Annotated in this window: 21 protein-coding genes; 10 read left to right on the top strand and 11 right to left on the bottom strand. The window is 55.7% G+C overall.

What is annotated here, in order from left to right; genetic code table 11:
* The first annotated feature begins 12 nt into the window (after positions 1-12).
* From V5F23_RS01425 to V5F23_RS01435, 3 genes are read left to right on the top strand one after another with little or no spacing between them, the layout of a single operon-like run.
* Positions 13-450, top strand: coding sequence for a GNAT family N-acetyltransferase (locus V5F23_RS01425; RefSeq protein ID WP_172679742.1), 438 nt, complete (start codon positions 13-15; stop codon positions 448-450).
* Entirely contained in the window at positions 447-1,160 is a 714-nt protein-coding gene (locus V5F23_RS01430; protein ID WP_042730487.1) for an AzlC family ABC transporter permease, read from the top strand. Before V5F23_RS01425 ends, V5F23_RS01430 begins: the two co-directional genes overlap by 4 nt.
* Positions 1,139-1,456 carry an AzlD domain-containing protein gene (locus V5F23_RS01435; protein WP_042730488.1) on the top strand — a complete coding sequence of 106 codons (318 nt, stop codon included), beginning with the start codon at positions 1,139-1,141 and terminating at the stop codon, positions 1,454-1,456. Before V5F23_RS01430 ends, V5F23_RS01435 begins: the two co-directional genes overlap by 22 nt.
* On the opposite strand, the gene V5F23_RS01440 is transcribed toward V5F23_RS01435, so the two are convergent.
* Together V5F23_RS01440 and V5F23_RS01445 are read right to left on the bottom strand one after the other, a co-directional pair.
* Positions 1,373-2,299: a LysR family transcriptional regulator gene (locus V5F23_RS01440; RefSeq protein WP_042730489.1), complete on the bottom strand. Its 927-nt coding sequence runs from the start codon at positions 2,297-2,299 to the stop codon at positions 1,373-1,375. The two genes, V5F23_RS01435 and V5F23_RS01440, sit on opposite strands and share 84 nt — an antisense overlap.
* 323 nt (positions 2,300-2,622) lie before the next feature.
* Positions 2,623-4,230 carry a methyl-accepting chemotaxis protein gene (locus tag V5F23_RS01445; RefSeq protein WP_338497349.1) on the bottom strand — a complete coding sequence of 536 codons (1,608 nt, stop codon included), beginning with the start codon at positions 4,228-4,230 and terminating at the stop codon, positions 2,623-2,625.
* 592 nt (positions 4,231-4,822) lie between these two features.
* Here V5F23_RS01445 and V5F23_RS01450 point away from each other — a divergent pair.
* Together V5F23_RS01450 and V5F23_RS01455 are read left to right on the top strand one after the other, a co-directional pair.
* Positions 4,823-5,698, top strand: coding sequence for an alpha/beta hydrolase (locus tag V5F23_RS01450; RefSeq protein WP_237614159.1), 876 nt, complete (start codon positions 4,823-4,825; stop codon positions 5,696-5,698).
* 74 nt (positions 5,699-5,772) lie between these two features.
* Positions 5,773-6,720, top strand: coding sequence for an ADP-ribosylglycohydrolase family protein (locus V5F23_RS01455; protein ID WP_042730243.1), 948 nt, complete (start codon positions 5,773-5,775; stop codon positions 6,718-6,720).
* 122 nt (positions 6,721-6,842) lie between these two features.
* Here the strand turns inward: V5F23_RS01455 and V5F23_RS01460 are convergent, their stop codons facing one another.
* Genes V5F23_RS01460 through V5F23_RS01470 form a run of 3 tightly spaced genes read right to left on the bottom strand, consistent with a single transcriptional unit; the run spans position 6,843 to position 9,284 of the window.
* Positions 6,843-7,358 carry an SMP-30/gluconolactonase/LRE family protein gene (locus V5F23_RS01460; protein ID WP_123578530.1) on the bottom strand — a complete coding sequence of 172 codons (516 nt, stop codon included), beginning with the start codon at positions 7,356-7,358 and terminating at the stop codon, positions 6,843-6,845.
* 40 nt (positions 7,359-7,398) lie between these two features.
* Entirely contained in the window at positions 7,399-7,872 is a 474-nt protein-coding gene (locus V5F23_RS01465) for a DMT family transporter (protein WP_212803268.1), read from the bottom strand.
* An 11-nt stretch (positions 7,873-7,883) separates the two neighbouring features.
* Positions 7,884-9,284 (bottom strand): amidohydrolase family protein, encoded by a 1,401-nt coding sequence (locus V5F23_RS01470; RefSeq protein WP_123578532.1) that lies wholly within the window; start codon positions 9,282-9,284, stop codon positions 7,884-7,886.
* Between the two features lie 143 nt (positions 9,285-9,427).
* On the opposite strand from V5F23_RS01470, the gene V5F23_RS01475 reads away from it, so the two are divergent.
* The 3 genes from V5F23_RS01475 to V5F23_RS01485 all read left to right on the top strand — a co-directional run bounded on the left by V5F23_RS01475 (position 9,428) and on the right by V5F23_RS01485 (position 13,160).
* On the top strand, positions 9,428-10,321 hold the full coding sequence (locus V5F23_RS01475; RefSeq protein ID WP_123578533.1) for a LysR family transcriptional regulator: 894 nt from the start codon (positions 9,428-9,430) through the stop codon (positions 10,319-10,321).
* 151 nt (positions 10,322-10,472) lie between these two features.
* Complete coding sequence (locus V5F23_RS01480) at positions 10,473-11,846, top strand: transposase (RefSeq protein ID WP_123578534.1); 1,374 nt, start codon at positions 10,473-10,475, stop codon at positions 11,844-11,846.
* A gap of 381 nt (positions 11,847-12,227) precedes the next feature.
* Positions 12,228-13,160 carry a LysR family transcriptional regulator gene (locus V5F23_RS01485; RefSeq protein ID WP_123578535.1) on the top strand — a complete coding sequence of 311 codons (933 nt, stop codon included), beginning with the start codon at positions 12,228-12,230 and terminating at the stop codon, positions 13,158-13,160.
* 19 nt (positions 13,161-13,179) lie between these two features.
* Here the strand turns inward: V5F23_RS01485 and V5F23_RS01490 are convergent, their stop codons facing one another.
* A complete protein-coding gene (locus tag V5F23_RS01490) occupies positions 13,180-13,641 on the bottom strand; it encodes a Rid family hydrolase (protein ID WP_047736185.1) in 462 nt (153 codons plus the stop codon).
* A 273-nt stretch (positions 13,642-13,914) separates the two neighbouring features.
* Here V5F23_RS01490 and V5F23_RS01495 point away from each other — a divergent pair, with 273 nt between their 5' ends.
* Together V5F23_RS01495 and V5F23_RS01500 are read left to right on the top strand one after the other, a co-directional pair.
* Positions 13,915-14,601 (top strand): hydrolase, encoded by a 687-nt coding sequence (locus V5F23_RS01495; protein WP_042730239.1) that lies wholly within the window; start codon positions 13,915-13,917, stop codon positions 14,599-14,601.
* Positions 14,602-14,785: 184 nt separating this feature from the next.
* The gene (locus V5F23_RS01500) at positions 14,786-15,274 is read left to right on the top strand and encodes an NAD-dependent DNA ligase (protein WP_259697625.1); all 489 of its coding nucleotides are present in this window, start codon (positions 14,786-14,788) and stop codon (positions 15,272-15,274) included.
* Positions 15,275-15,837: 563 nt separating this feature from the next.
* Here V5F23_RS01500 and V5F23_RS01505 read toward each other — a convergent pair.
* The 5 genes from V5F23_RS01505 to V5F23_RS01525 all read right to left on the bottom strand — a co-directional run bounded on the left by V5F23_RS01505 (position 15,838) and on the right by V5F23_RS01525 (position 21,622).
* Positions 15,838-16,638, bottom strand: coding sequence for a hypothetical protein (locus tag V5F23_RS01505; protein WP_338497362.1), 801 nt, complete (start codon positions 16,636-16,638; stop codon positions 15,838-15,840).
* Positions 16,635-19,628 (bottom strand): N-6 DNA methylase, encoded by a 2,994-nt coding sequence (locus tag V5F23_RS01510; protein ID WP_338497363.1) that lies wholly within the window; start codon positions 19,626-19,628, stop codon positions 16,635-16,637. Before V5F23_RS01510 ends, V5F23_RS01505 begins: the two co-directional genes overlap by 4 nt.
* Positions 19,625-20,080 carry a DNA-binding protein gene (locus tag V5F23_RS01515; RefSeq protein ID WP_338497364.1) on the bottom strand — a complete coding sequence of 152 codons (456 nt, stop codon included), beginning with the start codon at positions 20,078-20,080 and terminating at the stop codon, positions 19,625-19,627. Before V5F23_RS01515 ends, V5F23_RS01510 begins: the two co-directional genes overlap by 4 nt.
* Positions 20,081-20,369: 289 nt before the next feature.
* The gene (locus tag V5F23_RS01520; RefSeq protein ID WP_338497367.1) at positions 20,370-20,645 is read right to left on the bottom strand and encodes a hypothetical protein; all 276 of its coding nucleotides are present in this window, start codon (positions 20,643-20,645) and stop codon (positions 20,370-20,372) included.
* Positions 20,642-21,622: an integrase domain-containing protein gene (locus V5F23_RS01525; protein ID WP_338497369.1), complete on the bottom strand. Its 981-nt coding sequence runs from the start codon at positions 21,620-21,622 to the stop codon at positions 20,642-20,644. Before V5F23_RS01525 ends, V5F23_RS01520 begins: the two co-directional genes overlap by 4 nt.
* Positions 21,623-22,640 lie beyond the last annotated feature (1,018 nt).

Consider the following 22,640-nt stretch of genomic DNA (forward strand, 5'->3'; position numbering starts at 1 on the left):
TGGCTGGAACCCATGGAGGATCCGGCGCAGCAGGTCCTGTTGCGCCGGGCCATGGTCAGGGATGCCGAACGAATGGAGCGGTTTTTTCGCGGGTTCGATGAAGTGTCGTTCTGCGAATGGCAGGATGCCCGGTTCCTGCGGGGGGTATTGCTGCAGGAAACCACCACCGCGTACCTGGCCGTCGATACGGCCGGCGAGGTCGTGGGCGCGGTGATCGGCGGCATGCTGGGCACCCGTGGCACGATCAATCACCTGGCGGTCAGCCCGTTGCATCGCACCAAGGGCCTGGGCCAGCGCCTGGTGGAAGCGGCTTCGGCCGACATGAAGCGGGTCGGCGTGCTGCGCATGTTCCTTTTTGTCGACGATGCTAATCTGGCCGGCAAGCGTTTCTGGGCGGCCCAGGGTTTTTGCGAACCCCGGGGCGAGATCACCTTCGAGAGGGATTTATGAACAAGACTTCCAGCCAGCCGCTGGCGGTCGAACCACAAGCCTCGCGTACCTTTGCTGAAGCCAGTCCGGTGGTAGCGGGTTATTTTACGGTTTCGTTTGTGTTCGGTCTGATGGCGGTCAACGCCGGCTTACCCTTGTGGCTGCCGGTGGCGATGTGCCTGTTCGTCTACGCTGGCGCGTCGCAATTTGCCGCGTTGGCCCTGATTTCCAGCGGTGCGTCACTCACCACCATCGTGCTCACCACCTTCCTGATCAACGCCCGGCACATGCTGATGTCGGTGTACATGGCCAAGGCGTTGCGTGCGCTGGGGCTGAGCCGTTTCGAGCGCTGGTGCTACGCGGCGGGGCTGACGGACGAATCGTTCGCCTTCCACAGCGTCAAGCTGGGCAGCGGGGCGCCGGTCAGCTTGCGCTACCTGATTGGCTTCAACCTGTTTTGCCACACCTCCTGGGTGTTGGGCGGCCTGTTGGGAGCCGTGTGCGCGCAGTACGCGGCGCATCTGATCAAGTACCAGCTCGACTATGCCCTGACCGCGATGATGCTCTACGTCCTGGTCTCGCTGTGCAACACCCGTAACAAGCTGATCGCTGCCCTGGCCGCCGTGGCCTGCATGGGCGTGCTGAGCCTGCTGGGCAGTTCGCCGTTCAATGTCTTCATTGCCACGTTCGTTGGCTGCGGGGTGGGCGTATGCCTGACCAAACGTTCCTGATCCTGGTCGTGGCGCTGATGATGGCCGTGACCTTCCTGCCGCGCGCACTGCCGTTGCAGGTCAATACCGAGCACTGGCCACCGTTCATCGCCCGTGCCCTTGAGTACCTGCCGGTGGCGATCGTCGCTGCCATCAGCCTCACCCCGCTGTTGATCAAGGATCAGCAGATACAACTCGACCGCCCGGAGTTCTACGCCGCGATTCCGACGCTGTTATGTGCGTACTTCAGCCGCAACCTGTTTCTCAGTGTGGCGGTGGGCACGGCGGCGTACATCGCGCTCGGTTCGTTCCTGTAGCGTCAGGTCGACCACGTCATGCAGCGCCTGGCCAGACAACTCGGGATTGTTCACCGCCAGGCGCACCTCGAGGAAATCCTCGAAGTCCGGGAAAATCGCCAGGCCATTGCGCAGCGCCGCTTCCCGGGACACCAGCCCCAGCCCATCCAACTGGGTGATCAACGACAGGGTCAGTGTTTCACTGCAGGAGTAGACCATGCGCTGGCTCGTCCCGTATTCGCCCAGGCCCGCGTCGAGAAAGCGCAGGAAACTGTGGGAATAGGGGCATTCTTCGGCCGGACGCACCTGAAACTTGTCGCCGAGCAAGCCAAGGGAGTCGTCTTCGTCGCCACAATGGGCGCCGACCACCCGCACCTGCACGTCCGGCATGGCGATGGTCGAGAAGCTGCTCTGTTGCGCGCCGATCAGGATCGCCAGGTCAAAATCCTCGTTCTTGAGCTTGCTCAGGTTCTCCATCGACTCCGCGTAGCTGAATTCCAGTTGGTACTGGGGGAACACGGCGATCAACCGGTCGATCATCCGCCGGTTGAATTCCGCCGGCAGGGTGGTATTCAGCGCCACTTTCAGCGTGCGTTGCCGGGGTTTTTTCAGTGCCGCGACCTTTTCCTCCAGCTGGCGCGTGGCCACCAGTACCTGATCCATGAAGGGGGTGAGTTCCGAGCCTTGGCTGGTCAACGTCAGGCCCTTGTTCGAGCGCCGGAACAAGCGGAAGCCAAATTGCTCCTCGACCTTGTTCAACTGCGCCGCCAGGGCCTGCACCGTGAGGCACGAATGTTCGGCCGCTGCCGACAACGAGCCGGTCTGCACGATGCGCATGAGGTTGCGTAGGGTTCTGCTATCCATGAGGTAATGCCCTCTGCTTAAGTGGGCTCGCTATTGTTGTGCACTCGGCCCGGGACAGGCAGTGCCTGCGGCGATCACCGCCTACCTTGCCACGGTTATCGCGGTTTTGCAGGGCAAGCCTGTGCCAGGCAATGGATAGAAGCTTACGCAGGATTTGGGTTTTTTGCCCGGATGATAGTGGGCGAGGCCAATAAATACGGTGGTGTGCCCTTGGTGCGACGAAACGTCCTGCGCTTGTTTCGTCGCGCTCCCAATGAGCGGGTTGATTGCTCCGATGTCCAACCCTGGGAAACCGGATGAAATGCAGCGATGGCCGCGAATGCTCAGATCTTGAACTGCTGCACCGAAGACTGCATCGACCCCGCGGCGTTGTTCAACTGATCTGCCGTTTGTGTCAGGTTGTGGATCGAACGGGTGTTTTCCCGGGACTGCTCGGCAATCGACTCCACTCGCTGGGCCATCTCGTCGCTGGCTTTGGATTGCTCGGCGATGGTCTGGGAAATCTCTTCCACCACCTCGGCGGCATGCCGGGCGCCGGTGCGGATCTCGCTGATGGACACCCCGGCCTGTTGTGCCAGGTTCACGCCCTCGTCCACGCGGCTCACGCACGCCTGCATGTTCGCCACGGCATCCCGGGCGCTGGACTGGATGCGCTCGATCATCGCCGTGATTTCCTGGGTGGATTGGGTGGTGCGCGCCGCCAGGTTACGCACTTCGTCGGCCACCACCGCAAAGCCGCGCCCGGCCTCGCCGGCCCGGGCGGCTTCGATGGCGGCGTTGAGCGCCAGCAGGTTGGTCTGCTCGGCAATGCTCTTGATCACCTGGATGATGGAGTGAATGTCTTCGGATGAAGCATCCAGCGCGGTGATCTTGCTGGAAGACTGGTTCACCACCTCGGCGATCCGGCTCATGCCTTCCACCACGCCCAGGATCACCTGCCCGCCACTGCTCGCCAGTTGTTCGGACTGCGCCGAAATCGTCCGCGCGCTGTCGGCATGTTGGTGAATCTGGCTGATGTTGGCCATCATCTGCTCCATGCTCGCGGCCATGCTGGTGGCGCTCAGGGCCTGTTGGTCGGCGCTGGAGACGATCTGCCGCGCCGTATCGCCCAAGGTCCGTGACGTGCCGTGCAGCTCGTCGCTCTGGTTGCGGATGGTGGCGATCATCTGCCGCAGGTTGATCTGCATCTGCTCGATCACCCCTTGCAACTGGCCGAGCTCATCCTTGCTTTGCGCGCCCATGGAGCGCTGCAAGTCCCCTTGGGAAATCGCCTGGGTGTTGAGAATGATCTTGTTCAGCGGCGTCAGCACCGCCTTTAGCAGGTTCCACGACAGCAGCGCCAGCGCCACGCAGGTGGCCAGCACGGTCATGATCAGCCAGTAGCCCGAAGACTGAATACTGTCATCCTGACGCTCACGCGCGTTCTGGGCCTGGTTCTCGATCAGCTCGCTGACGGCCTCGTTGCGCTCCTCCAGCACCGAAAACGCGGCGTTGAACTCCGTCCGCAACGCTTGCACATCCTGGGCACCACCCAGCACCTTGCCGATGATCTGCTTGGCCTTATCGATGTAGGTATCGACTTGGGGTTTCAACTCGACGATCGCCTTGGCGATATCCGCGGGCAAGTTCGCCTCGGCGTTCTCGGCAATCACCTTGCGCATCCGCTGCGAATGCTCGTCAAACCCTTCCAGGACCTCCTTGGCCCCCTGCGCATCCCCCGGCGCCACCAGCAACGCGGCCAGCACATCGGCACGAATGGCGTCATGCATCATGTCCGCCTCCATGTGCTTGCGCATGGCGGAAATACTGGTCTCGTTCTCCGCCAGGGACTCGGTCATGGAGTGATGTCCCCACAAACCGATACCGCCGAGCAACAACGCAAAAGAGAGACTGACCAACCCCGAACCTATGACCTTGGTGCGGATCTTCATCGCTAACTGCTCCTGGAGCGGGGATTTCTGGGCAAGTGTAGTCGAGCGCCAGCGGGGCCTAGGGCCAGACGAGGCTGTTATTAAAGGCTATCGGCGGGAGGAATGATTAGATGAGAGGACGCTGCATTGGGGAGAGCGCGCTTGGTCAGGCGAGGCCCCAATCGGTCCGAAGCCGCCATCGAGAGTGAACATAATCTGCCTGAAGTTAAGGAATTAACTCCAACTTTTTGCACACGGCTGTAAATACTCTTAGCCAGACTAACTTCTACCCATTCCGGTATGAGGCCTATCCCCCTGGCTGGAGTGATTATGTACACCATGTTCTTGTTTGGAAACGATACCCCTGCCGACAGTAAGACCCATGTCTGGTTGATGACGATCGGTAACGTCTCCTACTTCATACCTCGTCGATGATCTCAGTCTCCGACGGTCCTCGGGCCGTCGGAGCAACTGACGCTTCTTTGCCTTTCAGGCCACGACAGCGTTTGCCGATATCCGCTCGTCGCCCCTGTCAGCCCTGACAGTGGCGAGACTGTCGCAGATACGCCCACGCTAGCTGAAACGCCTGACCCTATTCATGGAGGGGTGCAACATGGTCATCGATGGTGAAGTGTTCAGAAGCGAATACGCGAATGTGAACGGCATTCGCATGCACTACCTGATCGGCGGCAACGGTGCGAAGCCGGTGCTCCTGGTACATGGCTTTCCGGGGAGCTGGAGGAGTTGGGAGCCCTTGATGGGACGGCTACTGCGTGCGGGGTACACCCCGGTCGTTCCTGACTATCGGGGCGCTGGAGAAACAGATATTGCGGCCACGGGTTATGACAAAAAGAACATGGCGCTGGATTTGCGCGAGCTGCTTAGATATTTGAATTTGAATCGGGTTGATATTGTCGGTCATGACATGGGATTGATCATCGCCTACGCCTACGGTGCGCTTTACCCCTCCGAAACCAAACACATGATTTTGATGGACGGATTCATCCCTGGCATTCCAGGCTGGGAGATCCCTTATAACGGCAACCCCTCAACCGGAGTTTCGAGCAAGTGGCATTTCCGCTTCTATGGCGCCACCGCTGCAAAAATGATTAAAGACAAAGAAAAAATCTACCTGGATATGTTTTTCGATGAGTTCGTCTACCCAGGTAACCATAAAGTGCCGACAGAAGTACGCGAGGCCCTGGTGAGCGACTACTCTCGCTCCGGCCGCATGGACGCGGCGTTCAAGCTCTACTCAGCCTGGATAGAGCAGGACGCCAATGACAACCAGGCCTTCGCTGCAAATAAACTGACTCTCCCGGTGCTCACCATTGGCGGAGACCATTCAAGGGGCAAGACATTGTCCGAGCAGGTGCAGCACATCACTTCACGCCCCCACTCCTTGATCTTGCAAAACACCGGGCATTGGGTGCTTGAGGAGAAGATGGAAGCGACTAGCCAGGCTATTTTGGACTTTTTACAGACGTGAGGAGGCAAAGGGGAGGCCGACCTCCGCCGTATACTGCACACTCCTGAATATTGGAAATGCTTCGGAGGTAGCCATTGACCCCAGAGAACAATCTGCTGGACCGTTATATCGGATGCCTACTAGGCCTGGCTTGTGGCGATGCTGTCGGCACCACCCTGGAATTTAGCGACCGCGACACCTTGAGCCCCATCACCGATATGGTCGGCGGCGGACCTTTCGCTTTGGCCCCCGGCCAGTGGACAGATGACACCTCGATGGCACTTTGTCTAGCTGAAAGCCTGCTCTCGAAGAACGGCTTCGATGCCAGAGACCAGATGACGCGGTATCTCAATTGGTGGCATTGGGGTTACTGGAGTGCGACGGGGCAATGCTTCGATATCGGGACGACAGTGAGACGGGCGTTAATGACCTTTCAAGAAACTGGGGAGCCGTTCGCCGGTTCCATTGATCCGGAAACGGCCGGGAACGGTTCGATCATGCGCCTGGCGCCGGTCATCCTTTTCTACTTTCCGGACCAGAGCTCGATGGCATGGGCCACCAAGCAAAGTTCCCGCACAACCCATGGCGCCCCCGAGGCAATCGAGTCGTGTCAGTTGTTGGCAGAGGTGGTTTCCAAGGCATTGGCAGGTCATAAGAAAGACGACGTGCTTGCTCTTTCTCCGACACAGTATTGTGAGCCGGCAATCAAAGAACTCGCTTCTGGCAGCTTCAAGCACAAGCACCGTGACCAGATCAGAGGAACCGGGTACTGCATTGCCTCGCTCGAGGCCGCACTCTGGTGCTTCTGGTCCACTGACTCCTTTGAGGCAGCAGTGCTGCAAGCCGCCAACCTGGGTGACGATGCCGACACCACCGCTGCAATCGTTGGCCAGATAGCCGGTGCGTTCTATTCGAAACAGGGTATTCCATCTCGATGGCTGGACAAGTTGCATCAGGTTTCGGACATTGAAGACATCGCCATCGCGCTGTTCAAGTCAGCCCGGTCCCGAATCACGGAAAGCCCGGACAGTCGAAACGAGTGAGCTTCAGTACGAAAAGTGGATATTGCCACCAACGACGAGCAGTCGAATGCTGAAAATCTCGGCTCCGTGGCGAGGGAGCTTGCTCCCGCTTCAGAACGATGTGCCAGACTAGAACCTGCTATTCAGTTCAGACGCCCCGAAAATCGCTCTTCAGGAAGTCCCACAGCGACAATAGCTTCGGCTTTCATCAGCGTGCCATCCGAATCTGTTGGCTTGACCAGCCCTATCCTTGCGCTAGTGCTGTAAAGCGTTTCATAACGAGGGCCTGCAAACACCGGGCAAGTGGTTTGTACGCAGGGGGACTCTATTACGCGGTCAACTTTGCCGTCAGGCGCGTAGCGCACCACTCTGCTGCCGCCCCATTCCGCATTCCAGAGAAAACCCTGCGCATCAATGCAAGAACCGTCTGGAGCTCCCTTGCCATCGACCAATCCCATCAGCAGCACGTCTTCGTCTGCCGTGAGGGCAAATGAGCATAGAGACTCGGGCAACGACCAGCGCTGCACTTCACCGCTTGCCGGGGCCAGGGCACGCAACTCGCAGCCGGGAATATCTGTCCAGAACAGGCGTTCGGTTCTTTCACACCATACGGGGCACTCGCCAAGAAGACTGGTGGTGTCGGTTAGGGCTTTAAACATGTTGGTGTCCTACGAAACAGGATGGGTGTAAACAAAGCAGTCAGTTGGATAAAGGCGCTGACCACCAATCACCGAACAGGGCAATGGCCAGGCCTGCGAGCATCACTATTGCCCCAGCCAACTTGACGAGAGACACCGGCTTTTCCAATGCCCCCATCAATCCGAAGTGATCGATAACCAATGACGAAATGATCTGCCCAGCGATAGCGAGGCCAAGCAGTGCCGACAGACCGATTTTGGGCGCAAGCACCACATAGCTGAGCAACGCACCGGCACCTAGCAGACCGCCCAGCAGGCTCCACAAGGGCTGGGTAGGGATTGCCGCGAGTGAGGCCGCTATCCCACCACGCATCAATGAAAAGATGCCCAGGCAGACCGCGCCAGCAGTGAAAGAGAAAAGCGCCGCCGCTACGGAGTCGCCCCCCACACCTTTAGCGAGCTGACCATTCAGCGTGGTCTGCAGGGTGATGCCAAGACCTGCTGCAATGGCCAGCAGGTAGTAGGTTACGTTCATCTCGAGCCTCCTTACTTGGCTAACTCAAGCGGCAGGAATGTCTCGGCAAAGATGTCCGGCTGGTAGCCTGCTGCAGAAAACAAATGCTCACGGGACTCGTCGATTGCCGCACGCAGTAGCTCGCTGTCTACGCCCAGTAACTTGCCACCCCGCTTGACGATGCGCCCGCCAATCATGACCGTATCGACATTACTGCGTTCGGCCGCATGTACCACGGTGCCGAAGGCGTTGCCTGACGGGTAAAGGTTGATGTCCTGCGCGTTGATAAGGATCAGATCCGCCTGTTTGCCGGGAACTAGGCTGCCGACTTTGTCCTGCAAGCCGGCGCAGGTGGCACCGTCAACAGTCGCGGCTTTGAGCAGGCCATGGGCAGGCAGGGTGACCATCGGACGATGGCCTTCGCCGCAGCAGCGCTGCTGGTGCATGCCCATGACGCGCTGCAGGTAGAACGCCACCCGCATCTCCATGAACATGTCGCCGCTGTAGGAGGTTTCGTTATCGACACTCAGCCCCGGGCTGATTCCGTGGCGCTGGGCCGACTGCATGGCGAACATTCCATCCTCAATGCCGTAGTGGGCATCTGAACGCGGGCATACGTTTACCCGCACGCCAGCCTCGCGAAGAATTTTCCAGCCTGAGTCCGGCAGCGCGGTACAGTGGTTAAAGATGTTGTCGGAGCGGAGCAGCCCCTCGTGATGCAATCCTTCCAACTCTGCCGCCATGTCTCCGCCAAAAAACTCAGTGATGATAGGAAGCCCTAGGCGTCGGGCCTCAGCCCACAGCTCAGGTTCCAACTGCGCCATCATCGCCAGTGAGAGCAGCGGGTTATCGCCGTTCTTGATGTATTTTTCCTGCAGGCGCTTCAGATTGCCCGGCCAGTGGGCTTTGTCCCACTCACCAGCAACCGGCGCCCCCGAGGCGTGTACGGCACGTATGCCTGCATCGAGCAGCGCTTCGATAGCTGCATCGGAGTGCTCACCGGTGCGGCTGTTATGCGAGTTGTCCACCAGGGTCGTGATACCGGCATCGATGCAGCCCAACGCGCTCAGGAGGTTGCCGATATACATGTCCGCTGGGCGATAGTATTTGGCGAACGAGAAGTGGGTCGCGTTGCAGTAATCCTCCAAGGTTTCGGCGTTCGGATTGATTCTCCGTAGTTGCCCCTCCCAGGAGTGGCGGTGCGTGTCGACCATGCCGGGCATGGCAATCATCCCGGATGCGTCAATCACTACAGCGTCGCCGGCCTCAAGGTTTTCACCAATGGCCGAGATGGTGCTGCCTTCGATAAGGATATCGCCGCGCGCCAGATTTCCGATGTCGCCGTCCATGCTAAGTACAGTGGCCCCGCGGATAAGTGTGCGGGCGGCCGAATCGGCCGGGGCATGCAGGATGCTGCGGTTGTATTCAGACATTTCAGTACACCTCTTCAAATTTCGTTGGAAGAAATGTACGTAGGGCGATACTGCGGGAAAAAGATGGTAAAACTGTTTTTATTATTCAAATTTTACGAATAGTAAATTCTTTACCTATCACTTCTTTGAGGCTGCCAGTAGTCATGGATCGTATTCAATCTATGCAGATCTTTGTCCGTGTGGCTGAGGCAGCAAGCTTCATCCAAGCGGCGCAGACGCTCGCTTTGCCAGCCTCGACGGTCACCAGCAGCGTTAAGAATCTAGAGAAATACCTGCAGGTGCGCCTACTGAACAGAACCACGCGGCGGGTCAGCCTGACGCCTGAGGGCGCTCGATATCTTGCGCAATGCCGGGAAATACTTGAACTGATCGAACACACGGAGACCAGCCTGACGGATTCCGTAAAACGACCTCAGGGGCGTTTGCGGGTCGATATGCCAGGCGGAATTGCACACTTCATCGTCATGCCAAACCTGCACGACTTTTACAAGCGCTACCCGGATATCTACCTGATGATCGGCGTCAACGATCGGCAGGTTGATTTGATTCAGGAGGGCGTCGATTGCGTTATTCGCACAGGTGAGCTAGGCAACTCAACGCTCGTTGCGCGCCCACTGGGCCGGTTTCGCTGGGTGACCTGTGCGTCTGCCGCCTATCTCGAAGAAAACGGTACTCCGCAAACACCACAGGATTTGTCGCACCACCAGGCCATCCATTACTTTTCGGGCCGCGCAAGACAAGCGGACGAAATGCAATTTGCACGCGGTACTGAAAAGATCTCAGTCCCGGTTAACGGTAGAGCCGCCGCCAACGAGACTGGGCTCTACATCAAAATGAGCCTTGATGGTTTCGGGTTGATTCAGCTTGCTGAGAACGTGGTCAGCGATCACCTGCTGGAGGGGCGGTTGGTCGAAGTGCTTGCTGACTGGCAGCCTGCCTCAGTTCCTGTTCACTTGCTATATCCGCATCAGCGCTTTCTTTCACCGGCTGTGAGCGCATTTGCTGATTGGGTAGCAGGGCTTGTCCGAGATGAGTAATCGAGAAAAAATCGTGAGTCCGCGCCCGTCTTCGCAGCCCATTACCGAAGGCTTTCTAAACGTCCGCTTCTGGCCGATTTTGTTGAAAAAGTAGCTCCCCTGTATGGCCTGCGGCAAAATCTCTGCATTGGCCAGCAGGGAAGCACACAGCATGATGGGACAGTTATCGAGTGGGCAGGATCGACTGTTTTACTCGTTCAACCTTGAAGATCACATCCCAGCCAATCACCTTCTGCGCAGCATTGATCAGTGTCTCGATCTGAACGACCTGCGCCATTACCTCGCCGATTTTTATAGCCCGATCGGGCGTCCGTCGATTGATCCTGAACTGATGATCCGCATGCTGATCGTGGGCTATTGCTACGGCATTCGCTCCGAACGGCGGTTGTGCGAAGAGGCCCATTTGAACCTGGCGTATCGCTGGTTCTGCCGGTTGAGCCTTGAAGATGAAGTCCCCAATCACTCGACCTTTTCCAAAAATCGACACGGCCGTTTTCGGGACAGCGATCTGTTTCGCTGGTTGTTCAACGAGGTGCTGCGTCGTTGCATGGATGCTGGCCTGGTCAAAGGCGAAGGATTTGCTGTGGACGCCAGCATCATCAAAGCGGATGCGAGTCGGCAGCGCGGCGTACCGGGTGATGAACAGGTCAACTGGAGCGATCCGGCCCTGAGCACCCGCGCCGTGCGTGAGTACCTTGAAGCCCTCGATGAAGAGGCTTTGGCCGAAACGCTACCGAAGCGTTTATCACTGACTGATCCACAGGCTCGCTGGACCGCTGCTCCAGGCGGCCCCGCGTTCTACGCTTACTCGACGAATTATCTGATCGATACCGAACACGGCGTCATCGTGGATGTGGAGCCTACACCCGCTCATCGAACGGCCGAAGTCGAGAGCACCAAGACGATGATCGATCGCGTTGAAGCGCAGTTCGACATCAAGCCGGAACGCCTCATCGGCGATACCGCGTACGGTACAGCGCCGATGTTGGCCTGGATGGTGGAGGAAAAAGACATCGAACCTCACGTGCCGGTGTGGGACAAAACCGAGCGCAAGAACGACAGTTTTTCGAGCAACGATTTCCACTGGAATGAAGAGATTGAGGAATACCGCTGCCCGGCCGGCAAGGCATTGCGCAGTGAATGGCGAGCCTTCAAGAACGAGCGTTCACACGTCACCAAGGCCAACACCATCATCTTCCGATCCCGGCAGACCGACTGCGCAACGTGTCCGATGAAAGCCAAGTGCTGCCCGAACACTGCGTTCCGCAAGATCGCTCGCAGCGTCCATGAGGCCGCTCGTGATGTGGCGCGGCGCATTGCAGCAACGCCGGCATATCAGCGCTCTCGCCACGAACGTAAAAAGGTCGAAATGTTGTTTGCCCACCTCAAGCGAATCCTGAAACTGGACCGCTTGCGACTACGTGGCATGAGCGGCGCGACCGATGAGTTCACGCTGGCCGCTGCGGTGCAGAACCTGCGCCGGCTGGCCAAATTTACCTCTCAAGGTCCACCGGTCACGGGATAGGTGCGCCTGCACTAAGCAAAAAACCTCAAACTAACCCACTAACTGAGCGGCAACGGTCAACGAAGGGCCGAAAAACCACTCAATGTGGTGAGTAGGTTCTCCAGTGGTAGTCGTGCCTGAGTTCAGGCGATCTGAAAAACCGACTTTTTCAACAGAATCGGCCAAAAGCGGACACTCTTGAATGACCGAAAGCAAGTCGTCATCGCTAGGTTATTTCGAAACGTGTTGCTTGCGTGCTACGGCTTGCGAACGATCCAAACGAATCCCAGCCCAATTACTTTGTTCCCCATTAGCCTTTTCGTATGATGAGCGAACATGCTATTTGGAATATCTCGCGTGAATACACCACCTAACATCGGTTCATCACGCCAGGCAGTGCAAATGGGGGGCAGATCGGATTTCAGTGATGCTGTGGCCCAGCTCTCATGGGACGACTTGCGCATTATCAAAGCGCTTAGTGAATGCGCCAATCGCACTGATGCTGCCAAAAAACTGGGGATCAACATATCCACGGTATCGCGCCGAGTGGCCCAGCTTGAGAAAACACTTGGAGTTGCACTCTTCGATCACCGCCGCTCGGGATACATGCTCACAGCGGAAGGCGTAGAGCTGCGAGAGCTCGCCGAGCGAGTCGAACTGGATATCGTTAGTGTTGCACGGCGTGTGTCACGGGCGGGTCAGGGGCCACTCGGAAAACTGCGCATCACCACCAGCGATTCGCTGCTGTTGTACTTCCTCACACCTATCATTGCGCAATTCAAAGCTCTGAATGAAGGGATAGCGATTGAAGTACTTGTAGGCAATCAGACATTGAGTCTTGCCCGCGATGAGTCGGATATTGCGGTGAGAGCGACCAATAAACCAGCTGAAAGTCTGGTTGGGCGCAAACTCGCGTCTATTGCCTGGGCGCCATACGGCAGCGATAAAAACGCACCGACCTCGACACCTTTCGCGGAAGGCCAGCCGTGGGTATCTTACTCGGCAGCTTTATGCGGCCTCAAAGCAACGAGCTACGTTGATAGCAGAGTTCACCCCGATTGCATTTCGTATCGTACCGACTCCGTCGCCGCTGCAAGCGCTGCGATTGTAGCGGGACTTGGTTTTGGGTTCCTTCCCTGCATGCTGGGTGACATTACGCCGGGATTGGTGCGTGTCGGCCCGGTTGTGCCTGAACTTCAGGATGGCCTTTGGCTGCTGACTCACCAGGACATTCGAAAGTCATGGCGAGTCAAGGCGTTCATGACGTTTTGCGCAGCGGCGGTTGCCGAACTCAAGCCTTTGGTCGAAGGCCAGCGAGCTCTCCCGGTTTCGTAGACGAAACCGGGAGCACGTCTTAACGGGTGCCGGAGCCAATGACCGCCTTGCAGACAATTTCGATCAACTGCGACCGCTGTGCGAGCCTCGATACGCCGATTATGTTGCTCGCGCACTGGGGCCGCTCGGTGCCAAACGCAGCCTTGCGAACATTGCCTACCACGGCAAACGCCGCGTCCATGTCCAGCACATAAAGCGTCTCTTCGACCACGTCTTCAAGCGTTGCACCATACAGTGCAAGCAACTTGGAGATGTTGTCGTATGAAGCGCGCATTTGCTCTCCCATCGAAGAGAAATCACTGGGCTTGCCTTCGCTATCGAGTGGGGCAGGAGCTACCAGGTTGCCTTCTTCATCATGGTTGAATTGGCCGGATATATAGATGTCGTTCCCGACTTGTCTGGCCTGCGGGTAGCCATAGCTTTCTTCCCATGCGACCCCCCAGTAAGCGGTTTTCTTTCCGAACGGTTGCGAAGCTGACATTGCATTCTCCTGGCGTAGAACAGACTGCTCGCACAGCGGCAGTCCAAGTTGTGGGAAGCCAGAGACTAGCACCGCAAATGATTTTATAAGGGCGCATTAATGCGCCTCTGGAGACGCATTAATACGCCCCTAAAATCGTGAGCGATCGGTTACCTTGAACTCGAAATCGGTGCCGCACCTACCGCCAAAAACCTTCCGTGATTTTCAGCGGACAAAAGATTGGCCGGCCCGCAAAGAGATTAAAAGACCATCATTTCACTAAAGGGAACCACCATGAACAATCCAAAAACCGAAGTCCTGACCCCTCAAAACAGCCAACTGATTTTCATTGATCAGCAGCCGCAGATGGCCTTCGGTGTGCAAAGCATCGACCGCCAGACGCTGAAGAACAACACGGTCGCTTTGGCGAAGGCCGCAAAAATTTTCAACGTGCCAACCACTATCACCACCGTCGAAACCAATAGCTTCTCCGGCCACACATATCCTGAATTACTCGCTGTGTTTCCTGACGCGCCTCTGCTGGAGCGCACCTCGATGAACTCGTGGGACGACCAGAAAGTACGTGACGCTCTGAAAGCCAATGGCCGCAATAAAATCATCGTCTCTGGCCTTTGGACTGAAGTGTGCAATACCACATTTGCACTTTCCGCCATGCACGATGCCGGCTACGAGATCTACATGGTCGCCGATGCTTCCGGTGGCACAACGAAGGAGGCTCACGATTACGCCATGCAGCGCATGATTCAGGCCGGCGTGGTGCCGGTCACCTGGCAGCAGGTGCTGCTGGAGTGGCAGCGTGACTGGAACAACCGCGACACCTACGACGCCGTCATGAATCTGGTGAAGGAGCACTCCGGTGCTTACGGCATGGGCGTGGACTATGCCTACACCATGGTGCACAAGGCTCCCGAGCGTGTAGACCACGGCCCGACCCTGGCACCTGTGGCCGCCTCTGTCTGAGCCTCACTGGCCCTCATCAAATGGGGGGCCAGTCCCTGAGGGATGCTGAAAAAGAGGACGAATTTATTTTCTTGACCCAAAAAAGATGACTCGTGCTCGGAAATGCTACGTTTCAATACAGCATCCACTTAGCCAGCAGTGTTCGTATCAACCCGAACCCCACCCCAAGGAGTGCCCTCCTGTAATGGACCTACACAACGAATTCGAAAACAGCAAATTCTTCCACCGCTCACGCATTGATCGGCGCGCCGCCGATGCCTTGGTGGGGCTGGCGGCTGGGATTACGGCGGACGGTGTCGTGAACACCGGCGAAGCGATTTTTCTTAAGCGATGGTTGGAGAGCAACCTCGTCCACCTGAATGACCCGGTGATCAATCTGCTGTATTCGCGTTTGGCATCCATGCTTCAAGACGATGCCCTGGACCCGGACGAGGCTCTTGAGCTGCTTAATATCCTGCGTAGTTTTTCTGGCGTGGATATTGAGAACTCGAAGGTTGGCGGGACTGTTGTCGTTGCGCCAACGGACCTGCCCTTCAATTCACCGGCGCCCGATTTGGTGTGGGATGGTCGGATGTTTGTCTTTACGGGCGTTATGGCCTTTGGGCCGCGTAAAGATTGCCAGGCATTGGTGGAGGAGCGTGGTGGTGAGGTAGAAAGGGCTGCGCTGTTCTGACTGGCAGATCGTCGGTGGAATTGGCGGCCTCATCGCGAGCAAGCTCGCTCCTACAGGTTTTCAGGGTGTAGGCGAAAAGTGGGTACCCCGGAAACAACAAAGCCCCGCATTTCTGCGGGGGCTTTGTTTTGTATGGTGCGGCACCAGGAGTCGAAGCAGATCCTAGTGAATTGATTTATACATAATTTTATATAATATGGCTATCCTCTTATCCCTATTTCTACCCTTTTGATTTGAAATGCCGATAAGGGCGCATGGGCTAAGAGATGGGCTATCTAGAATTGAAGTGCGTCAGTTTATAAATCAAAAAATTTGACTTAGTGTTTATAGCTGACGGTGTAGCAAAAAGTGTTGACGGACAGAATGGGCGTGGCTCCGATGCAGGCGGCATTTTGAATGCGAGCTCATAAATCAATGGTTAAAACGAATTTAGGTCTGAGTTGCAAGGCAGCATAGTTACGGCGCTTTCGTCAGATGGTGGCTTTGAGTATTGGGGCATGGAGCAGTTACAATATGACCTTCAATATAGAAGGTTTAACAACTGGACAGGAGAGCTGTGAGGTTCAGCTTGTCGATACATCTGCAGTTAGCGCTTTTGAGTGGCTTAATACTACTCTGCACCTGGAGCTTTCACATGGCTCTTCAGGATGGAGCCATAGGTGATTGATGTGAATTTCACCGGCTGCGCTGCTTGTACCTGGCAATACGAAGGCCCGCTTATGAGTTGACTGACAGACAATATCCCCCAATGCGCTGTTTGGCAGGGGGGCAAGCTTGCCACTTGAACCAAGCTCACTACTGAGTGCTGGATCTGCCAGAGCAGCAGCAAGTCCGTCTGGTAAAACGCATATGTTGCGTACGTAACCAACCATCATTGCGCGGTTAACAGCCCATGCATAGTCACCATTTACGAAGCGGATGAGTCCGGCTCGGCAGTACGTACTTGGTACTGGGTGGGTAGAATCGACAGGCTTGCACTCTATGAAAATTGCAGTTGGGACAGAGTTATTGGAGGGGATCTGACCCTTGATGGGGCGAAATGTAAGGTCAGGTTGCTTGTCCAAGTGCTCGCCATCAAAACTCCGGATGTTGCCCTCTCGAACTGGGGTTTGAAGTAGAGATAGTCCGGGAATCGCATCATCGTCTGCGGCATCTAATTCACCGAGGATCATATATAGCTTTTCGGTGATTTCATCTTCGGTGGAATGACAAATTGAGAAGTTACCCTCTCGGACTTCGTCTAGAAGATACTGCCATGCTAAAGATATCGCATTCTGGACAACGACTATGAGTGCTGTCGGAATTGCTTTTGGCAATTGGTCTGCAGGTGCTCTGCACCTGGCACGGGTCATCAGGCCGCTCATCGCTTGGATCGCTCCTCCAGCAATGCTCCGTGTTGCCAAATAATATCGGAAGCAAGAAGGCGAGCTTGAGTCTGGGTCCAGTAGCGATATCTATCTAATAAGCCAATAGTTATTGAGGCCTTTTGCTCGTCAATGATTGTCAATCGGCTGACTGCGAGATTATCTGCTTGATCTATCCAATCTGATGGCAGGGTGGGCAAACTTTCTTCACATAGAGAAATTGCTATAAACTTCCAAGGGAGCTTTGTTTTATTTGGTAGAAGTTTTACGCTGACTTTTTTATCGTTGGTTCCTAGCACATTGGCCAACTCATTCTCTACTCGAGTGCAAAAAAGTTTTCCCTGCTCAGCAGAGGCTGGAGTGAGAGCAATTTTCTTTGAAATTGGGAATGGAGATCGTGTGGACAAAGTGTCTCTGATCACCTCGGCATCACGTGTCCCAAGTCCGTATAGCGTTAGCACAGCTTTATCGAGTTCGTCCCAATTTGGCTGATCAATAGTCAAATTAGAGGCAGCGCTCTCAATCGAAGCACGTACAGCTTGGGACAAATTTTCTGGAGGGACAAATGGAAACTCCTCCACGTCTCGAACTTGGAGGGCCTCTCGTTCCAGGCCAAATTTCCCGCTCGCCATCAGGGTGAAGTATTCAAAAACTTGGCTATGAATCAAAACCAAGAGATATTGAGTCAGAAATTCGCCTTGTTCATGACCGGCGGCCGAGAAGCCATAATAGGACTCTGAGTAGGCGAGGTCTGTGTCAGATATTAATGCTCGCCCCCGCGATCGGTCTGCTCGATTGCCCTCTCGGACCAGTACGAGTGGTGCGCGATAAATTTCGGGCTGACGAGGCCGATGCAACCCGCTGGGTTGATAGGAAGGCAGTTCCAGTGTTTTAACAACAAAAGGGTGTCTTGAATAATGTGCGCCTATGTTAGGAAGATCCTTTAGGAAGGCGTCATCGTTTGAGCGGCTAGCAACCTGGTAGCCCTGACTGGAGTATAGGCCGCATTCGGAACTCCAATATTCTCCGATAGTGATTTTTGTATATTCGCGTATGCGCCGGATGATAGAGACATCCAGTGTTGATCCACGGTATAGAGTTTTGATGAGGTCAGGCTGTTCAGCAGCCAAGCTCAGCGAAACAGGTTCCGCATCATTTGCATCAATACGCATACGCCCTTTTGCATTGAGCTCAGGGTCCTCATCTGGGCTAACTAAAATAAACTGGTCGTCTATTTCGGCCAGCCGATTATCCGCAAATAATAGGCAAAAGGGCTGATCTACGTTTGGCCAAACTCTACTTTGTCGAAGGGATGCACCGTTAAGTATTCCTGTGACAGCCAGAGAATTGAAAATGGCCTTGCGAGCGGCGAAGCCTGCCGGGGACATCTTGAAGAGCCAGCGTCCTGCTAGGGCAAGGGCTATCCGACCCCCGGGTTTAGCCCAGTCCATTGCTCCCCAAACGAAGGGGAGGTCGGGGACACGATCTGGGTTCCGATATTTTTGAGCAATGTCAACTAACCCACGACGCAGAGCAATCTCTCGGCAGCGCTCGGTGAAGATATGATCAACTTCTTTGTAAGCAGGCGTAAGGCTAGTCCAAGGCGGGTTGCCAACGACAAGGTCAAATGCACCCCGGTAAATTTCTGGTACATGTTTCCCAAGACTACCAGCCATCGGCCTTATGGTTACAGTGTCAGCCTCTGGATCGGCGACATCAATTAGAACCCGGCCCTCTAGTTTCTCAAAGGTTAGTGCTTCTACTGGAGTAGGGGCGGGATCGAGCTCGAGTGCAGTTAGATAAAGAGCTAGGGCAGCGAGGGTTCTCGCGTGGGTATTTATGTCGAATCCGACTAACTGGTTGTTAAGTATTTCCCTCAGCACACGGCGGTCTGGGCGCGAGCCTGTCTCAGCAAAACGCTTTTCAGCTAGTTGACGGAAAGCCGCTACTAGGAAAACACCAGCTCCACATGCAGGATCCAGAACTCGTGCATGAGATCCTTTGCTATGGCCGTATAGAGCTTCCGTGACCATGTACTCGGCGATGTGGGACGGTGTGTAGTACACACTTGTATTGCGTCTAGCCTCAGCATCGAAGCGGTACATCAGTTCTTCGTAGGTTTCGCTGAGTAGTCCTACAGGAACGTGATCGAAATCCAGATCCCCCCAATTTAACGGTATTTGAGAGGCTCCAGGTCCGATAGGTAGGTCTAGCCCTAGGATTGCCTCAAGGGGGCGAACAGTCCTATTACCGAGTCGCTGTATTAGATCTCTGAAGTACTCAGGGTAGTTACGGGTAGGGAGCTTCAGAATATCGCCGTTGAATGTCCGATCTAGCCACGCATTTGTCTCAGCGAGACTCTCCGCACTACTGAAACATGCCTCTAGGGTCCGAGCGTTCAGAGATATATGAGGTAAATGGCGCTCATCAATGATTTTCCTTCCCATGAGGTAACGGAAAAAAAGAGCCCGTCCAGTTAGCGCAATGCTTTCATCAGTTGTAAGGCCGAGGTCTTTTAGCTCTTGTCCTGCGTCTGTCATAAGCCCAAACAGCACGTCTCGCAAGAGAATGCGGGAGGGCGTCGCTAGGTCCTCGCCTTGCGCAAGCCTTGGTAGCACGCTGATGGATTCTGGTTGTTCGACGCAGAAGATGGTCGGCTCAAGGTCAGGTGTTGGTCGTAGATCGGTCGAATAAATATCCAGTCTGCCAGGAGACAGGATGCCAAGCCAGGCAGGGTCGCCACGCATTGCCAGCTTTCGGCGAAGCTCAGCAATTTTTCCAATGGACTTGCGAGGGCCGGACAGACGAGTTGCGTCAATTACATACAGAAGAGGTTGCGACTGTTCCTCGACGATAGTATCGACCATCGGCATGCCGCCGTGACGTACAAGATCGACATAGCGCAGTACACGAGGATCATCTACCTGAGAAAGCTCAACGCAGTCGGCAGTTCTAGCGCCAAATTCGACCAAGCGCTCGGAAGTGCTCATCGGATTTTGGCCGACATGCTACCGACCAATGCCAGTTGACGCTGTGGGGGGGCAACTCCGAGAAAGACACTGATCCGTTCACGCTCTTCAGCTAGGTCGAGGACCAAGCCAGGTTCGCTAATCGTGGTAGAGGGCAGGCTACATACCGAACCATCTTTGAGTCTGATGAAGACCAGATCGTCCGTGCCGATTACTTTGGGCTCAATCAAATACCTGTGAATGCCAGCAGAGAGTTTAGACAACTCACGGCTTTTGATTCCGTAAATATCTTCTAACTTTTGCAATGTCGCCATGGTTAGAAGGTCGGCTACATTGAATCGACGGGCACTTCTTTCGGATGTTTCGATCAACGAAAATGGCGGCAGCCGAGTCCAGGCATGCACGCGCGAACGGCAAATCCCGCCCAGTGCTTGGCAGATGTCCTTGACTGTGAAGGAGATTGCGCCGGTCACAACTGCCTCAAAAAAAAACAAATCTGTTCTGATTCTAAGACAGATTGATCAGATTTCATAGAGAAGAATCCCCTAACCATCTGATGACTAGACTCTCTTGTATTTTCCTCAGCGCTCACTAGCCGCATGTCCACGCGCCGAGGTTTCGTAGAGTTCGCATTCTTAGACGCCGTGGTCGAGTTCAGGCAGCTCACCGACTGATTGCAATACGCTCTCTCTGGGTAGCTCCGGCGCTGGACCTTCCCACACTCACCTCGGATGCCCGCTCTAGGTTGATAGCTAAGTTCTCCTAACGCCTGAACTGCCAGGGTTTCCCTAAGCGAAGAGCGAGCAAGTTCATGGTCAGTTGATAGTAATAGCGTGTCGATTCCGCGTGATGGTTGACGTGCTGATTTAGAAACCAGTCAAGATGCTTTTGCTGCCATGCCCATGGATTATCTCGCTGCCAGCGTTCAGCGATTGCTGATTGGATAGCCTTCGCCTGACGCAGGTGGCGTTGGCGTGTGGTATGAGATCCACTCAGGACGCCGGCCAGAAACAGCTCCATATCGAATGCCTTACTCATGCTCGGGCCCCGATGTAAGCCGAAACTACATCGATACGACCGTGCCCCAGCTCATAGCTGATTTGTGCTCGGGCCTCCTGATCGAGGTGTCTGTCGAGCGGGTAGCAACTGCCGCCGTTGATGGGCGCAAGATGCTGGGTGATTTGCTCATAGCGTTCGCACGCATAGGTCGCCCGCAATTCGTGGAAACCCTTGAGGTTGTGCGTGTGGAGAATCTCCCGTGCGGGGCGAACGATTACTTGTTGGAAATCGAGGTAGCGTTCATTCGCTGCAAGCAGGTTGCGGCTACCGTCAGGCGAGACTTGAAGGGCGAATACCAGTGCGTCGCGGATGTGATCGTCTACCGTTATCCATCGAGGGGCCGAGGACCCCGAGCGGCCACCTTTGGTGCCGTCTTGGATGTTGATTCTCCCGAGTTGCTCGGCTTCCCGTTGCAGCCGAGGAAGGTCGGCTAAAATCGCCTCGCGTAAGCGCATGCCGGTAGCTCGGGCCAACTGCACGATTGCAGCCGCGCGCGGCAGTTGGTGTTCGTAAAGCGCCTCGACGATCCGCTTAACTTGTTCACGATCCTGGCCTTGCGGGGCTGCTGTGCGGACGGTTGTGCGCTGCATTCCCAGCGCCTTACTCGGGCTCTGCACTTTCACATACTGATCACCGCGAAGCGCGGCCATGGTGCGATTCACACTGGACAACCGGTTTTGCGCAGTGGCGATGGCCAGCTCACCTTGTTCAACTTGTTTGCGTAGATGTCCGGCGTAGTCCAGCAAGGTCTGCCAATTAATCTGCCGCGCATCGTTAAACCCCGGCCCATCCTCCGAGTGACACCAGCGCACAAACGCCTGCCAGCGGTCACTGTGTGCTCTGACCGTGCCGTAATGCCCGCCGCCAAATAGGTCGCGCAATGCCTGCGGCCCGGCATAGCTCAGTTGCCGGCCATAGCCAAAATTGCGCCCATCCCGCCTACCTACCAATGCCATGATCAAACTCCTCTTGAGGCCAAAACTTTTAAAACTTTCCCCACGTCATCCCGCCAAGAATGTTGAGTGTTATCAGGGATCAAGGTCCCTGCGACCTGTGAGGGTTGTCCACTAACGCGGGACTGACGGCTCTTTACGACCGGGAGCTTGGGCATCTCATGATCTGGCCTCCTGAACACTTCCGCAGAAGTGGGCGGGTGGAGGCTGCGCTGGCTGACGAGACCAATGCTGCGAGATCCTGAGTCGGGTGAAGGCAGTAAAGCGATGACCGGGGCATGCCTGACTGTCAGTCAGGTGCAGTCCATTCCGTGGGCTGCGGCACCATCATCTGCATCGCTGTTGCTGGTGACTTCGGTGTTTGTCACGCCGATTGTCACGAGGGGGAATGCCGCAAAGCCTTGTACGAGTTGGGCTGCAGCAGCGGTTGGAGCGCCCGTCTCTTTCCGGGAGAAAGAGACGGGCGCAGGTTGGCCCAATGAAATGGCCAAGCGGATAGGTTGCTGCAGGGCAGCTATGAAAGGGGATGAGTTGCCACAGTGGGCACACTGATAAAAGTAGGCATCCATCACATCACTGTGACCGTGCGAGCCACCGGATGCTAATCGCACTTTGGGAGAACCACCACGGTGTGGCGTAGCCTTAAAGGTTCTGGCTACCTGGGGTTGCTGTCAACGACAGCGCTTTGCCCGATCTTTTCTACGCCTGTGGATAATTCGGGTCAAGGCTCGAGTTCTCGGGAATTCTGCGGCTGTGGATGAATTTATCCACCGGTGGAAATCTGTGGTTTTCCACAGACAGTTGCATGGGCTTTAGATTTTTTAAGTGAGGTCCATCCAAGCAGGGCGGCTTTGCAGCCCTGTTTGGATGGACCCGCGTGGACAAGCGGATCATCTAGATTTCGAACGCTGTGTTATCCCGCCCCATCTGATCGGCTGCTTGTATTTTCTCTATTCAGGGCTCGGCAGCGATGTGCGTTGCGGTTTACCGGCTGTCTGCCTAGACTCCGTGGCTAAATAAC

Source organism: Pseudomonas sp. WP18 (genome assembly GCF_036689585.1).
Taxonomy (GTDB): Bacteria; Pseudomonadota; Gammaproteobacteria; order Pseudomonadales; family Pseudomonadaceae; genus Aquipseudomonas; species Aquipseudomonas chlororaphis_E.

Coding starts and splice junctions, on each gene's coding strand:
- V5F23_RS01425 (WP_172679742.1), top strand. CDS start 13: ATGGAGGATCCGGCGCAGCAGGTCCTGTTGCGCCGGGCCATGGTCAGG.
- V5F23_RS01430 (WP_042730487.1), top strand. CDS start 447: ATGAACAAGACTTCCAGCCAGCCGCTGGCGGTCGAACCACAAGCCTCG.
- V5F23_RS01435 (WP_042730488.1), top strand. CDS start 1,139: ATGCCTGACCAAACGTTCCTGATCCTGGTCGTGGCGCTGATGATGGCC.
- V5F23_RS01440 (WP_042730489.1), bottom strand. CDS start 2,299: ATGGATAGCAGAACCCTACGCAACCTCATGCGCATCGTGCAGACCGGC.
- V5F23_RS01445 (WP_338497349.1), bottom strand. CDS start 4,230: ATGAAGATCCGCACCAAGGTCATAGGTTCGGGGTTGGTCAGTCTCTCT.
- V5F23_RS01450 (WP_237614159.1), top strand. CDS start 4,823: ATGGTCATCGATGGTGAAGTGTTCAGAAGCGAATACGCGAATGTGAAC.
- V5F23_RS01460 (WP_123578530.1), bottom strand. CDS start 7,358: ATGTTTAAAGCCCTAACCGACACCACCAGTCTTCTTGGCGAGTGCCCC.
- V5F23_RS01465 (WP_212803268.1), bottom strand. CDS start 7,872: ATGAACGTAACCTACTACCTGCTGGCCATTGCAGCAGGTCTTGGCATC.
- V5F23_RS01470 (WP_123578532.1), bottom strand. CDS start 9,284: ATGTCTGAATACAACCGCAGCATCCTGCATGCCCCGGCCGATTCGGCC.
- V5F23_RS01475 (WP_123578533.1), top strand. CDS start 9,428: ATGGATCGTATTCAATCTATGCAGATCTTTGTCCGTGTGGCTGAGGCA.
- V5F23_RS01480 (WP_123578534.1), top strand. CDS start 10,473: ATGATGGGACAGTTATCGAGTGGGCAGGATCGACTGTTTTACTCGTTC.
- V5F23_RS01485 (WP_123578535.1), top strand. CDS start 12,228: ATGGGGGGCAGATCGGATTTCAGTGATGCTGTGGCCCAGCTCTCATGG.
- V5F23_RS01490 (WP_047736185.1), bottom strand. CDS start 13,641: ATGTCAGCTTCGCAACCGTTCGGAAAGAAAACCGCTTACTGGGGGGTC.
- V5F23_RS01495 (WP_042730239.1), top strand. CDS start 13,915: ATGAACAATCCAAAAACCGAAGTCCTGACCCCTCAAAACAGCCAACTG.
- V5F23_RS01500 (WP_259697625.1), top strand. CDS start 14,786: ATGGACCTACACAACGAATTCGAAAACAGCAAATTCTTCCACCGCTCA.
- V5F23_RS01505 (WP_338497362.1), bottom strand. CDS start 16,638: ATGAGCGGCCTGATGACCCGTGCCAGGTGCAGAGCACCTGCAGACCAA.
- V5F23_RS01510 (WP_338497363.1), bottom strand. CDS start 19,628: ATGAGCACTTCCGAGCGCTTGGTCGAATTTGGCGCTAGAACTGCCGAC.
- V5F23_RS01520 (WP_338497367.1), bottom strand. CDS start 20,645: ATGAGTAAGGCATTCGATATGGAGCTGTTTCTGGCCGGCGTCCTGAGT.
- V5F23_RS01525 (WP_338497369.1), bottom strand. CDS start 21,622: ATGGCATTGGTAGGTAGGCGGGATGGGCGCAATTTTGGCTATGGCCGG.